This window comes from Pseudomonas nitroreducens (genome assembly GCF_010994165.1).
GTDB lineage: Bacteria > Pseudomonadota > Gammaproteobacteria > Pseudomonadales > Pseudomonadaceae > Pseudomonas > Pseudomonas nitroreducens.
In genome coordinates, this window is record NZ_WMBX01000002.1 from 449,728 (window position 1) to 462,815 (window position 13,088).

The window sequence follows — 13,088 nt, forward strand, 5'->3', positions numbered from 1 at the left end:
CCTCGTGGCGCGCTAGAGCGGCAAGGGCCGCAGGCGTGCTGCCGGTTCCGGCTCGGTACCGCGCAGGACGAGGCGGGTGATGGTCGCGGCGGCCGCGTCGAAGTCATCGGCATCCGGCTGCGCCTTGCCGGTGATCATCGCGATCTGCCAGTCGAAATCGACGTAGGTACGGGTGGCGGCGGAGATGCTCAGCAGCAGGTGCTGCGGGTCCACGGGGGCGAGCAGGCCACGGTCGATCCAGTTGGCGATGCACTCCAGGCTGCGACGCGATTCCGCCCGCAGGCGCTGCAACCATTCCGGCGGCAGGCGCGGAGCGCCGTGGAGCATTTCGCTGGCGAACACCTTGTAGGCGTACGGCCACTGCCGGGCGATGTACAGGCGCGCGCGGATGTGCGCGGGCAGCGCCCAGGCCGGGTCGTCACACTCGCGCAGCAGGGCGGAGGCTTCCAGCACGGCTTCCACCACGTTTTCCAGCAGGCGCAGGTAAAGATTCTCCTTGCTCTGGAAATAGTAATAAACGTTGGACTTGGGCAGGTCGGCGCGGCTGGCGATGTCCTGGGTCTTGGCGGCGGTGAACCCCTTCTCGGCGAATTCCTCGCCGGCGGCCAGCAGGATGCGCTGGCGATTGCGGTCACGGATGCTGAGGGCGGGGCGCTGACGGCGGCGCGTCGGGGTGGGCGCGGTCTGGGGCATGGGGAAACATCGGGGCAATCAAACGAGGGTTCAGAATATAACTTTCTATATAGCGCTTGCACACCCATGAGGTTGACTGGCGGATGGCCATTTATCCGCCATTAGATTGAACCTGCCGTGTGACGAATTTGTCAGAGCCAGTCTGAAACCTAGGAAGGGGCTGAGATGCTGTTCGTAGTCATGCTGGGGGGACGCCATCCGCGCGCGCGGATCGAGGTTCACGATGTGGCCTTTGTCCTTGGCGACAACCTGAAATCCACCTACGCGCAATTGCGCGACGCCTGGTTCGGCAGCCCGGAAGGCCTGCACATCGATTCCTGGCTGGAGGTGGACGGCGTCGAGGCGTATCGCGTGGAGTTCAGCGATTCAATGCCGGCGCCAGGCGAGCAGCGGCTGTTCTTCGTCAACCTGGGCGGCTACGAGCTGGGCAGTTTCGGCGAGGCGCACCAGTACGTGCTGGTGGCCGCACGCGATGCCGCCGACGCCAAGGTACGCGCCAAGCGCCGCATGCCGCGCAGCTGGGACAAGGCGCACACCGATGCCGTGATCGACGTCGACGATTGCATTGCCGTCGACCAGGTCGGCGGGCGTTATGTTCATCTGGTGGAGGGCGAGAGCCGCGGCATCGTGCAGCGCAGCGACTACATCGTGTTGTGAGCCTTCATGGCGCTGACACGGCCTTGTCATAAAACCTGACGTATAAGGGGGCGCAAAGCCGATCCCCCGTGCCGAGGTAAAGATGACCGAGAAACGCCGAGTCCTGTTCGTCTGCGTCGCCAACGACGCCCGCTCGCCGATGGCGGAAGCGCTGCTGCGGCACACCGACGGCGAACACTTCGAAGCCTTCAGCGCGGGTATCCACCCGACCGCCATCGATCCCCGTGCGCGCAGCGTGCTGGAACATGCGGGGATTTCCACCGAGGGCCTGCGCAGCAAGTCCATCGATGAATTCCGCGGCCAGCATTTCGATTACCTGATCGACCTGTGCGACAAGTCCAGCGACGAGGGCGACGAACTGCCGACTTCCAGCCAGGTGATCGTGTGGAATTTCGTCGACCCGGCCCACAGCGAACAGCACGACCCGTTCCGCCACACCCTGCAGGAAATCAGCGATCGCCTGAAACTCTTCGAAATGGTGAAGAACCGCGACTGAAGTTTCTGGCGATGACAAAGCAAAAAGCCCGCACGGATGCGGGCTTTTTGCTTCGCAGGCCACAGGATTCGCCGTTGCCTGGGGAGGATTGGCGGCGGATGCCCGTGTAGATGGGGCGCTGGTCCTTCAGCGCCAGGGCATTCTGGCGGTCCGGCATGACAGCGCGGTGACTGTCCCGTGAACAGGTGATGGCAACGCGCCTGCGCCTTTATCACTCGCCGGCATGAGCACTATCGATCCCGACAAGTGGTCAGGCGAGGAGCGCATCGATAGAGTCATTGTCAAAGTCCTGTCCGCGGCGCTGCGTGCCGGTGCCTGCGCGACCCGAATCGGAGTGCCTATGAAGTCCCTGTCAGAAACTGCCTTCTCCATGCTCGACCTGGTCCCCGTGCGCGACCAGGGCACCGCTGCCGAGGCATTGAACAACGCCGTCGCGGTGGCCCGGCACGTCGAACGCCTGGGCTTTACCCGCTACTGGCTGGCAGAGCACCACAACATGGACGGCATCGCCAGCTCGGCCACGGCCGTGCTGATCGGCCACATCGCCGGCAAGACCGAGCGCATCCGCGTCGGCTCCGGCGGCGTGATGCTGCCCAACCATCCGCCGCTGGTGGTGGCGGAGAACTTCGGCACCCTGGAGACGCTGTATCCGGGCCGCATCGACCTCGGCCTCGGCCGCGCACCGGGCGCCGACCAGGCAACCATGCGCGCGCTGCGCCGCGACCGCCTGGGTGACGGTGCCGATTTCCCCGAACAGGTCGCCGAGCTGGAAATGCTCCTCGGTCCGCGTCGCTCGCAACAGTCGCTGCTGGCGATTCCGGGGGAGGGCACCAACGTGCCGATCTGGCTGCTGGGTTCCAGTCTGTTCAGTGCCCACCTGGCAGCGCAAAAGGGTTTGCCCTACGCCTTCGCCTCGCACTTCGCACCGCGCTACCTGCACGACGCGCTGCGCATCTACCGCGAGAACTTCCAGCCTTCGGCGGTGCTCGACAAGCCGTACGCCATGATCGGCGTACCGCTGGTGGCGGCCCCGACCGACGAGGAAGCCGAATACCTGGCGACCACTGCCTTCCAGCGCGTGCTGGCGCTGATCCGTGGCGACAGCCTGAAGCAGAAGCCGCCAGTGCCGAGCATGGCCGGGCTGTGGCTACCTCATGAGCAGGATGCTGTCGGCAACTTCTTTGGTCTGGCGGTGATCGGTGGTCCGGAGAAGGTGCGCAGCCGCCTGGAAATCCTGCTGGAGCAGACTGGCGTGGACGAGATCATCTTCACCAGCGACATCTATGATCACGAGCTGCGCCTGCGCTCGCTGGAGATCGTTGCCGGCCTGCGCTGAAGTCTCCATCGCGCGGACCGGTTTGTAGGAGCGAGCTTGCTCGCGAACCGGGTCCGCAGCGGGGGTTGTTCGCGAGCAAACTCGCTCCTACAGGTGCATGCCAGATTGTGGCAGGCGGTGTAAGAGCGGACTCCGCCCGCGATGGCTTCGTGGAGATCCCTTGTCGACCGGTGCGGTGGCAAACCGATCGCGGACGGAGTCCGCTCCTACAAGTCCGTTCCTACAGGAAGGATGTGGGATTCATGCTTCGCCGTCGTCCTTCTTCTTCAGCAGGTCGGCCAGCCCGGCGAGTCCCTTGTGGGTGACCTTCGGCCCCTTGTTCCCGGCGTCGTTGCCGTTCTGGTAATGCAGGTCCACCTGCCGCTGGTGCTCGTTGTCGTGGCAATAGAGGCACAGCAGCTCCCAGTTGGAGCCGTCTTCGGGATTGTTGTCGTGGTTGTGGTCGCGGTGGTGGACGGTCAGTTCGCGCAGGCGCACGCCACTGAACTCGCGGCCGCAGCGACCGCAGATCCAGGGGTACATCTTCAGGGCCTTTTCGCGGTAGCTGGTTTCGCGGCGGCGTTGGGCTTCGGCGAGGACGGCGTCGACTTTGCTGGTGGGCTGGTTCATGGCTCGTTGAGGCAGAAAGGAAACGGACCTCCAGCATAGGTCCGCGCCCGCGTGCTGGCTACGGCCCGGGTGTGTCCGGGCGCGACCAGATCCACAGATTGCCAACCGCCATACCGAGGATCACGGCGTACAGCCAGAGGCCGTGGGGCAGGGTGATCAGCATGATCGCCAGGGCGGCGAGCATTGCCAGGCTGGCGCTGATCTTGGCGCGGCGGGCGACGGCGCGCCCATTGCGCCAGTTGTGCAGGATGGGGCCGAACAGCCGGTGGTTCTCCAGCCAGGCCGAGAGACGCGGCGAACTCTTCGACGCTGCCCAGGCGGCGAGCAGGACGAACTCGGTGGTCGGCAACCCTGGCACCACCAACCCCACCATGCCCACGCCCAGGCTGGTATAGGCGAGCAGCGCGAAGGCGATCCGTGCCAGGCGCGAGCGTGCCGGGCCGAACGGCGTGGCGCGCGCTCCTGCTACGGGCGCGCGCTCGATGGCCTCAGACGGCGGCAGGTGCACTGTCGTAGCTGTGTTGCAGCAGATGGGCGAAGCGCTCGAAGGCGGCAATGGCACCGGCTTCGGCTTCACGCTCTTCGGCTTCGCTGAGCTCCAGGGCGTCGAGGGTGCGGGTGAAGCGTTTCCAGCCTTCGGCGCGACCACCCTCGGGCTCGCCCAGGTGGCGCGCGCCGGTGTTTTCGTCCAGGCCCATCGCGGCGACGCGCTTGATCAGGAACGCAGCGCCCAGCTTGGAACCCTCGGAGACGAACAGCCAGCCCAGCGCGTGGGCCAGGCTCGGCTTGTCGACGGCGCCGGCAACCGGAGCGGGGACTTCGGTGTCCAGGTCGGCCAGGTCCAGGCGGGCCTGATCGGCGCGGCAGCGCTGCGGCAGGTCGGGGAATATCTTGCCCAGCTCGGCGTCCTGGTACAGGGCCTGCAACTCGGACTGGAACAGGTACTGGGCGACCACGAAGCGAGCGAAGCGCTCACGGCTGGAGAAGGGCTCGCGGGCCTTCACGGCGTGGTCGAGGCGCTCGTGGGGAGCGTGGGTCAGCGCGTTCAGGCGCTGCGAGCGCAGGGCAGGGAGTTCCACGGTGGTCATGTCCAATTCCTTGAAATTACAGGGCTTTGTAGACGAGACGAATCAGCGTTTGGAAAGCGTAAAGATTGTCGCGCGTTCAATGGGTGATGCCGGAGCGAGACAGGTTCGCGAGCTGGCACGGGGTTCATCAGGAATCCCGTGCCAATCAGTGCATCAGATATCCCACACCAGGTTGATCGCGAAGTTGCGGCCCGGCTGGGTCAGGCGGTCGAGGTTGGCCGGGGCCAGCACCGCCGCTTCGCCGACGCCGTCGTAGCCGCGCACGTCATCCCACAGCCAGTACTTCTTGTCGGTGAGGTTGTAGAGGCCGGCGTTGAGGGTCAGGTCGTCGGTCAGCTTGTAGTAGCCGGTCAGGTCGAGGATGCCGAAGCCCGGCGTCTTGAACTGGCTGCTGGTGCCGTCCGGGGCGTTGAACTGGCTGTCGTCCACGCGGTTCTTGCGCTTGACCAGGGTCCAGTCGAGCAGCGCGCCATAGCGGCCAGCCTGTTCGTCGTAGCCCAGGCCGAACACCCCGGTGAGCGGGTTGACGCTGTTGATCGGCTCGCCGGTGTCCTTGTTGCGACCGTAGGCATAGGCCACCGAGCCCTTGGTGTAGAGGCCTTGTGGTGCGCCGAAGGCGCCCAGCTCCAGGCGGCCCTTCACTTCCACGCCCTTGATGATGGCGTGCTTGATGTTGTTGCTGGTGAAGGTCGGTTCGTCGTAGCCGGGGGTGATGGCGTCTTCGTTGATGAAGTCGCGGTACTTGTTATAGAAGACCGCCACGTCGAACGAGCCTTCCTCGAAGTTGCCGCGCAGGCCGGTCTCGTAGCTCTGGCTGCGTTCCGGGTCCAGGTCCGGGTTGGGCTCCACTCGGTAGCCGCTGGTGGGGTTGTCGAAGCGACCGTAGAGCGCCTTGGCGGTCGGGGTGCGGAAGCCCTGGGCGTACTGGCCGTACCACAGGTAGTTGTCGTTGAACGAATAGGTCACGCCGAGCTTGGGCGAGAGCTGGTGCCAGGTCTTGCTTTCGCTGCTCACGTCGCCGTCGCCGCTCTGGTCGACGGTGTTGAGGAATTCGTCGGTGACGTGGGGCTTCAGGCGGGTGTGGTCGTAGCGCAGGCCGGGCAGGAAGGTCCAGTCGTTCCAGCGGATTTCGTCCTGGGCGAAGAGCGCGTAGGTGTCGATGGTCGGATCGGGAAAGTCGCTGCTGCGCGCCAGTTGATCGCTGGCCACGGTGCTCGGGCCGCCGATGGTGGGGCAGGTACGGCTGACGGCCAGGCAGGTGGCGCCGCCTTCGCGGTAGCCGGTGACCTTCTGGCGCTTGAGGGTGGTGCCGTAGGTCAGCAGGTGGTCGGTGTCGCCCAGGGCGAAGGCCTTGTCCATCTGCAGGTCGAGCACCCACTGGCGTTCCTTGTACTGGGTCTCGCGGGTGCGCAGCACCTGGCGGGTGATGGGGTAATAGAACTCGTCGGTGCTCTGGTCGGTCTTGGCGATCTGGTAGTTGAAGGTCCACTTCAGGTGATCGGCCACGGCGCTGTCCAGCAGCATCTGGTGTTCCAGACCATAGCGCTCGCGGGTGATGGTGTCGTTGCCGGTGCGCCACTGGTACATGCCGCCGGGCAGCACGGAATCGGGAATGGTCGGCGCACCGTTGAAGTACGGGCCGCCGTAGGCGCTTTTCTGGTCGGTATCGACGTCGTCCTTGTACTTCTCGTAGACCAGGCCGAAGCGGCTGCCTTCGGCGTAGTTCCAGCCCAGCTTGGCCAGCACGTTGGTGGTGCGCACGTCCTCGGGGTTGGCTTCGGTGCGCGACAGGCCGGTGCCGCCGGTGCTGCCGTAGGACTCGGTCTCGTGGCCGTTGCGCTGGCTCAGGTGCAGCAGGCCGTCGAAGGTGTCGAGGCGGCCGGCGACGGTGGCGGAGGTCAGCCAGCTGTCATCGGCGGAGCTGTAGCCGGTCTTCAGTCGCGCGCCAACGTCCTGGCCGTCCTTGATGATGTCGTCCGGGTCGAGGGTGAAGTAGCTCACCGCGCCGCCGATGGCGTTGCTGCCGTACAGGGCTGAGGCCGGGCCGCGCAGGACTTCGACGCGCTTGACGATCTCCGGGTCGACGTAGTTGCGCTCGGTCTGCGCATACGGGCCATTGAAGAAGCTGTTGGGGATCTCGACGCCGTCGATCTGCGTCAGCACGCGGTCGCCGTCGATGCCGCGGATGTTGTAGCCGGTGATGCCGGCACGGTTGCCGGTGCCGCCGACGGAGACGCCGGGCATGTCGCGCACCAGTTCCTTGATGCTGTTGACGTTCTTGCGGTCCAGCTCTTCGCGGCTCACCACATTGACGGTGGTCGGCACCGAAGTGACGCTCTGCGCCTGGCGGGTGGCGGTGACAGTCAGCGGCTGCATCTCGGAGACGGAGGAGAGGTTGCGTTCCAGGACCACATTGCGCGGGCCGAGCTGGCGGACGGTCAGGCCGGTGCCGCCGAGCAGGGTCTTCAGTGCGCGCTCCGCCGGCAGGCGGCCGCTGACGCCTGGGGATTCCACGCCGTCGGCCAGATCGCCAGCCACGCCCACCTGCCAGCCAGTCACCGAGCTGAAGGCATTCAGCGCCTGCGGCAGGGGCTGGCGAGCGATATCGAAGCGGTAGCCGGCCTGGGTCTGGCTGGTCTCGGCCGCCAGTGCGGAAGTGGCCGGCAGGCTGGCGAGGCCGATGGACAGGGCGAGCAGCGAGATGCTGGCCGGCGCGGACAGCCGGCGCAGAGGGGCACGCGAAGAAGCAATGGTCATCGAAGGGCTCTCTTAGTCAGTCGTTGTTCGCATTCGTAAATGCGAATCTATTGCATTGGCTTCTGACTAAACGAACGAGCCTTTCGAATCGAGTAAAAATACTTTCCGTTCAGCGGCGGGCGATCAGTTGAGGATCAGCAGTTTCGGGTATTCGTGCAGCTCGGCGGAGGTGATCTGCGCCAGCGAGCGGGCCACGCCCAGCGGGTCGTCCAGGCGCCAGTTGCCGGTGACGCTGACGGTGTCCAGGCGCTCGTTGGTGTTGACGATCCAGCCGGGGTAGTAGCGGCGCAACTCGGCCAGTACCTGGCTCATGGGGCAGTTCTCGAACACCATGCGGCCCTTTACCCAGGCCAGTTGCGAGGCAGCCTCGCCGCTGTGCTGGCGTTCGCCGAAACCCTGCGGGCCGACGCGGATGCTGTCGCCGGCACCCAGGCTGACGCGGGCATCGTCCAGGCGCGTGCGCAGGTCCACCTCGCCGCGCTGCACGCTGACCTCCGCCTCGTTGCCCAGGTAGCGCACAGCGAATGCCGTGCCGCGCACGGTGACCTGCACCGGCCCGGCTTCCACTTCGAACGGGCGGCTGCGGTCGTGGGCAACGTCGAAGAAGGCTTCGCCGCGATAGAGGCGGGCGACGCGTTGCTGGTCGTCGACCTTGCTGGAGAACGCGGTGTCGGTATTGAGCAGCACGTTCGATCCATCGGCCAACTGGACTTTCTGCCGTTCGCCCACGGCGGTGAGATGGTCCGCGCGCAGGCGCATCAGCAGGTCGCCCTGAACCACGACACCGATGGCGAGCACCAGCGCCGCAGCCGTGGCGACTGGTTTCCAGAAGCGGCGCTGTCGGCGCAGCGGCTGAACCTTTGCCTGCTCCCGCTTGCGTTCCAGGCGGGCGGCAGCCACCGGCAGCAGTGGCGACTGCCACGCATCGCGCACGCGCTGGTACGCCTGCGCATTGCCTTCGCTGGCAGCGAGCCAGGCCTCGAAGCGCGCACGGGTGGCGGCGTCCATGTCGTCCTCGAGGATCAGCCAGTCGAGGGCTTCGGCCATCTGCTGCGGGTCTGCGGGGGGCAAGGGGCGATCCTCGGGGCGGTCCTGGGAGGGTGAGCCGCGCATTGTTGTCGAATCGGCCGGCGAACGGTAGTCCGTCATACCGTTTCCTCGAGGCGGCTGACCAGTCCGACACAGATCGCCATGATCAGTTTCAGTTCCTTCTGCACCGTGCTGGGCGAGACGTCCAGCTGCTCGGCGATTTCCGCATAGCCGCAGCCGTGCAGGCGGCTGAGGATGAAGATGCGTTGCTGGCGTTCGCTGAGTTGTTCGAGCGTCGCGCCCAGGCGCTCCAGCAGTTTCTCCGCGTGGAGCTGGTCCTCGGCGCTGGAGCCCGGCGCCGGCACGGCCTGCACGATATCGAAAGGCACGTCCTCGAGCATGGTCCGCGACTGCATGCGCAGGTGGCGCAGGTGGTCCAGCGCGAGGTTGCGGCCGGTCTGGAAGAGAAAAGGCTCCAGGTGATCGATGCGGCGTTCGAGCAGGGTGCGGGCGACGCGCAGGTAGGTTTCCTGCACCAGGTCTTCGGCGATGCTCGGGTTCTTCACCATCCGAACGAGCGTGCGCAGCAGCGGCAGGCGCTGGGCCAGGAAGACCGCGTCGAGGTTGGAAGTGCTCACAAGGGCGTCCAGCAGGAATAATTTTCAAATGATAATCAATGTTATTCAGCTGTGACTGATGGCACAAGTCCATCCATGGTTCCGGGTGTGTTCGGTAAACGAAAAAAGGGCGAGGCGCGCGGGGCGCCTCACCCATGCCCTCAGCCGGCTGGTGAGGGGCAAGCGGGACTCAGGAGCGCACGGGGCGTGCGTTCAGGCGGGGTTCGTCGTTGCCGGAGTTTGGCTGGTTGGCCGCTTCCGGGCGGCTGTTCCAGTGCGGAATGAGGATGCCGGCGGCGATCAGCGCGGTAACGGTGAAGCCGATGAACACGGTGTAGGTGTCGAAGTAGCCCGGCAGCAGGCCACCGAGGATCGCGCCGATGGAACCGCAGCCGTTGACGAAACCCGCTGCCGTGCCGGCCGCTTCGCCGGTGCCGAAGTCCACGGCAGCGGCGCCACTGATCATCGAGTCCGGTCCGTACAGGGTCAGGCCCATCATGAACAGCAGGCCCAGCACCAACAGGCTGCTGCCGGTCTGCATGGCCGGGACGAACAGCGCCAGGCACACCGTCAGGCCGAGCAGGCTGATCACGCAGGCCGGCATGCGCAGTGCGCCGAAGATGCGGTCGGAGGCGTAGCCGATCAGGATCGGACCGAGCAGCCCGGCGACCTCGAAGGCTGACGGCAGGATCGCCGCGCCGACCTTGCCCAACCCCGGCATGCGTTCGTAGACGATCACCGGGCCCCACAGCAGGATCGCGTAGCGCGCCGGCTTGAGCAGGAAGTACGCCAGCCCCAGGGTCAGCACGGTGCGGTTGCGCAGCACCTTGCCGAGGATGCGCAGGGATTTGCCGTTTTCGCCCTCGTGCTTGAAGCCGGCGTAGTTCACCGCTTCGGGTTGCTGTACATCGGCCTCCACTGGCGGCAGGCCGACGTCCTGCGGGCGGTTGCGTTGCAGCAGCAGGAACAGGATGGCGACTGCGCCGACCACGGCGGCGGTGGAGTAGAACGCCGCATGCCAGGTGCCGAACACTTCATAGGCCCACCAGCCGGCGAAGGGCGAGGCCACCAGTCCGCCGAAGGCGTAACAGGTACTCCACAGCCCGAGCACGCGGCCGCGTTCATGGGTGGCGAAGAAGCTGCCGATGTTCTTGCACAGCCCCGACCAGCCGGTGGACTGCGCCAGGCCCTGGACCACCATGCAGGTGGCGAAGATCGGCAGGGTGGCGAAGCTGCCCATGACCAGCGCGGCAGCGGCGGAGATCAGCAGGCCGCCGAACACCACCACGCGCGGGCCGTAACGGTCGGCGAAGACCCCCCAGGTGAACTGGCCCACTGCATAGGCGGTGAGATAGATGGCGTCCAGGTTGGCCATCGCGATCTTGTCGAGATGGAAGCTGGGGTCCTCGGCGATGCCGAGCTTGGCCACCGAGAAGGCCTTTCGGGTGAAGTAGAAGGCCGCGTAGGCCAGCCAGGTGATGGCGAAGATCTGCCATTTCCAGCGGGCGAGGGAGGCGCGCGGCGATGCGATGCCGTGAGGGTTGAGCATGGTCTGACCTCTTTGTTGTTGTGCTGTGCCGGCAGTCAGTGGGTAACGCCTTTTTTATTGTTGTTTTCGGAGCACGTCGCACCGTCTTCGCGGTGCGGGTCAGAAGCGCTGTAGCTGTTCTGTACCGCCGTTCCGTGTGGATGTCGGGAAGCGGCGGTGGAGCGATGGAAACAATTTCGAATAAATAACTGAAATCGATTTATCAGATTTCAAAAATAAGCTGGGCTTGTATGACAGAGCGCCATGACGCTAGTGTTCTGCGTGAATGACCTTTCAGTCGCGTTCTGTCCGATGGCGGATGATGGGTCAGAACTTTCCTGCAGAGGCGCGCCCATGTCCGTTTCCCACGCCCAGCTCAAGGCCTTCCATGCCGTCGCAGTGCACGGCAGTTTCACCCGCGCCGCCGAGCGCCTGTTTCTCACTCAGCCGGCGGTCTCCGATCAGGTGCGCAAGCTGGAGGAGCGCTATGGCGTGTTGCTGTTCCACCGCAACAAGCGTTCGGTGCGCCTGACCGAATTGGGCGAACGCCTGCTGTCGGTAACCCAGCGGCTGTTCGTGATCGAGGCTGAGGCGCAGGAGCTGCTGCAGGAATCCAGCGCGCTGCAGACAGGGAGCCTGACCCTGGCGGTGGATGCACCGGTACACGTGCTGCCGCAGATCGCGCGCTTCTGCCAACGCCATCCGGGTATCCGCGTGAAGCTGGAAACGGGCAACACCGACGAGTCCCTGCAACGGCTGTTCGACTATCAGGCCGACCTGGCGCTGCTGGGCCGCGAAGTCCAGGACGAACGCCTGCTGACCTTCACCCTGCGTAGCGACCCCATCGTGGCCTTCGTCGGCCGCAGTCATCCCTGGGCCGGGCGCGAGTCCATCGAATTGGCCGATCTCGACGACATGCCGCTGGTGCTGCGCGAGCAGGGCTCGGTGACCCGGCAGATGCTCGAAGCGGAAATGGCCCGCGCCGGCCTGCGCATCCGTCCGGCCATCGAGGTGGAGGGGCGTGAGGCGTCGCTGGAAGCGGTGGCAGTGGGGATTGGTGTGGGCGTGGTTTCGGCCGCCGAACTGGGCGCGGATGCGCGCGTGCATGCGCTGCCGATCCTCGATTGCCACTGGCGTATGAGCGAGACGCTGGTATGCCTGCGCGAGCAGAGCACGCGGCGGATCGTGGCGACCTTTCTCGATCTGGTGAAGGAAGATTTGCCGGCGGAGTAGGGCATGGTTGTGGGTGGTTCGCGAGCAAGAACTAGGCGTCCCCTCGCTCCTACAGATTGGTCATACGCTGGCGTTTCCCTTGTAGGAACGACCTTGCTCGCGAACCGCATCCTGCCGAACCTCAGGTCAGGCTTCCGCCAACTCCAGAAACGCACTCACCACCCGCAACCCCCGGCGCCGTTCCAGGCAGCCGATGGCGTGGCGGTTGAGCAGCCCGTCGCCGCTCAGTGGAATCGCCTTCACCCGCGGGTCCGGGCTGACCTCCAGCGACGACACGATGCCGATCCCCAGCTCCGCCGCCACTGCTTCGGTCACCGCTTCGCGGCTGTCCAACTCCAGCAGCACGCGCGGCGCCACTGAGGCTGCCGAGCAGGCCGCATCGAAGGTGCGCCGGGTGATGGAATCGGGCTCGCGCAGCACCATGATCCGCTGGTCCAACTCGCCCAGCGGCAGCTCGCCAGCGTGCTCGCTCCAGGCATGGCTGGCCGGCACCAACGCGCAGATGCGTGACTCCACCAGTTCGCGCAGGAACAGCCCGGCGCGCGGCTCCACTTCGGTCAGCACGGCGATATCGACGTGCTCGTCCATCAGTGCTGCGAGGGTTTCCTGCGCATTGCCCAGGCGCAGATTGACGGTGATGCCGGGGTAGGACGCGCGCAGCCGGGCGAGCATCGGCATCACCAGGTGCGGGCCGTCGGCGGCTACCTCGATACGCCCGGTCACCAGCTCGCGGCTGGCGTCGAGCATGGCTTCGGCTTCCTCCTCCAGGGCGAACAGGGTGCGGCTGATCGCCGACAGGCGTACGCCATCTTCTGTCAGCTCCACGCCTCGCGCGGTGCGGCGGAACAGGTTGACCTGGTAGTGCTCCTCCAGCGCCTTTACATGCCCGGTCACCGCTGGCTGGCTGATGAACAAGCGCTCGGCGGCGCGGGTGAAGCTGCGTTCGCGGGCGACGGCGTCGAACGCCCGGAGCTGGAAGAGGTTCATGAGGTATATGTCCGGCTTATGCAGTGCATCGTGATAAACAATTTGAACGATATCTGCC

13 protein-coding genes are annotated in these 13,088 nt (G+C 65.6%); 4 read left to right on the plus strand and 9 right to left on the minus strand.

Annotation, left to right across the window (positions count from 1 at the left end; genetic code table 11):
- Positions 1-12 precede the first annotated feature (12 nt).
- The gene (locus GJV37_RS09995; protein WP_193452401.1) at positions 13-693 is read right to left on the minus strand and encodes a TetR/AcrR family transcriptional regulator; all 681 of its coding nucleotides are present in this window, start codon (positions 691-693) and stop codon (positions 13-15) included.
- A 165-nt stretch (positions 694-858) separates the two neighbouring features.
- On the opposite strand from GJV37_RS09995, the gene GJV37_RS10000 reads away from it, so the two are divergent.
- From GJV37_RS10000 to GJV37_RS10010, 3 genes are all read left to right on the plus strand, one after another.
- Positions 859-1,350 carry a DUF1543 domain-containing protein gene (locus tag GJV37_RS10000; protein ID WP_024762391.1) on the plus strand — a complete coding sequence of 164 codons (492 nt, stop codon included), beginning with the start codon at positions 859-861 and terminating at the stop codon, positions 1,348-1,350.
- An 82-nt stretch (positions 1,351-1,432) separates the two neighbouring features.
- A complete protein-coding gene (locus GJV37_RS10005; protein WP_193452402.1) occupies positions 1,433-1,846 on the plus strand; it encodes an arsenate reductase ArsC in 414 nt (137 codons plus the stop codon).
- Positions 1,847-2,186: 340 nt separating this feature from the next.
- A complete protein-coding gene (locus tag GJV37_RS10010; RefSeq protein ID WP_024762389.1) occupies positions 2,187-3,182 on the plus strand; it encodes an LLM class flavin-dependent oxidoreductase in 996 nt (331 codons plus the stop codon).
- A 240-nt stretch (positions 3,183-3,422) separates the two neighbouring features.
- Here the strand turns inward: GJV37_RS10010 and GJV37_RS10015 are convergent, their stop codons facing one another.
- From GJV37_RS10015 to GJV37_RS10045, 7 genes are all read right to left on the minus strand, one after another.
- A complete protein-coding gene (locus GJV37_RS10015; protein ID WP_024762388.1) occupies positions 3,423-3,791 on the minus strand; it encodes a YajD family HNH nuclease in 369 nt (122 codons plus the stop codon).
- Positions 3,792-3,849: 58 nt separating this feature from the next.
- Positions 3,850-4,275 carry a YbaN family protein gene (locus GJV37_RS10020; protein ID WP_246228319.1) on the minus strand — a complete coding sequence of 142 codons (426 nt, stop codon included), beginning with the start codon at positions 4,273-4,275 and terminating at the stop codon, positions 3,850-3,852.
- Between the two features lie 4 nt (positions 4,276-4,279).
- Positions 4,280-4,879: a biliverdin-producing heme oxygenase gene (locus GJV37_RS10025; protein ID WP_024762386.1), complete on the minus strand. Its 600-nt coding sequence runs from the start codon at positions 4,877-4,879 to the stop codon at positions 4,280-4,282.
- 153 nt (positions 4,880-5,032) lie between these two features.
- Positions 5,033-7,636, minus strand: a complete 2,604-nt coding sequence (locus GJV37_RS10030) for a TonB-dependent receptor (RefSeq protein WP_170858529.1) — start codon at positions 7,634-7,636, stop codon at positions 5,033-5,035.
- 123 nt (positions 7,637-7,759) lie between these two features.
- Entirely contained in the window at positions 7,760-8,749 is a 990-nt protein-coding gene (locus GJV37_RS10035) for a FecR family protein (RefSeq protein WP_420875889.1), read from the minus strand.
- Between the two features lie 32 nt (positions 8,750-8,781).
- A complete protein-coding gene (locus GJV37_RS10040; protein WP_024762384.1) occupies positions 8,782-9,303 on the minus strand; it encodes an RNA polymerase sigma factor in 522 nt (173 codons plus the stop codon).
- A 169-nt stretch (positions 9,304-9,472) separates the two neighbouring features.
- The gene (locus GJV37_RS10045; protein ID WP_170858530.1) at positions 9,473-10,831 is read right to left on the minus strand and encodes an MFS transporter; all 1,359 of its coding nucleotides are present in this window, start codon (positions 10,829-10,831) and stop codon (positions 9,473-9,475) included.
- 333 nt (positions 10,832-11,164) lie between these two features.
- Between GJV37_RS10045 and GJV37_RS10050 the strand changes: the two genes are divergently transcribed.
- Positions 11,165-12,043 (plus strand): LysR substrate-binding domain-containing protein, encoded by an 879-nt coding sequence (locus GJV37_RS10050; RefSeq protein ID WP_024762382.1) that lies wholly within the window; start codon positions 11,165-11,167, stop codon positions 12,041-12,043.
- Between the two features lie 126 nt (positions 12,044-12,169).
- Here GJV37_RS10050 and GJV37_RS10055 read toward each other — a convergent pair whose 3' ends face one another.
- The gene (locus tag GJV37_RS10055; protein WP_024762381.1) at positions 12,170-13,030 is read right to left on the minus strand and encodes a LysR substrate-binding domain-containing protein; all 861 of its coding nucleotides are present in this window, start codon (positions 13,028-13,030) and stop codon (positions 12,170-12,172) included.
- Positions 13,031-13,088: the final 58 nt, after the last annotated feature.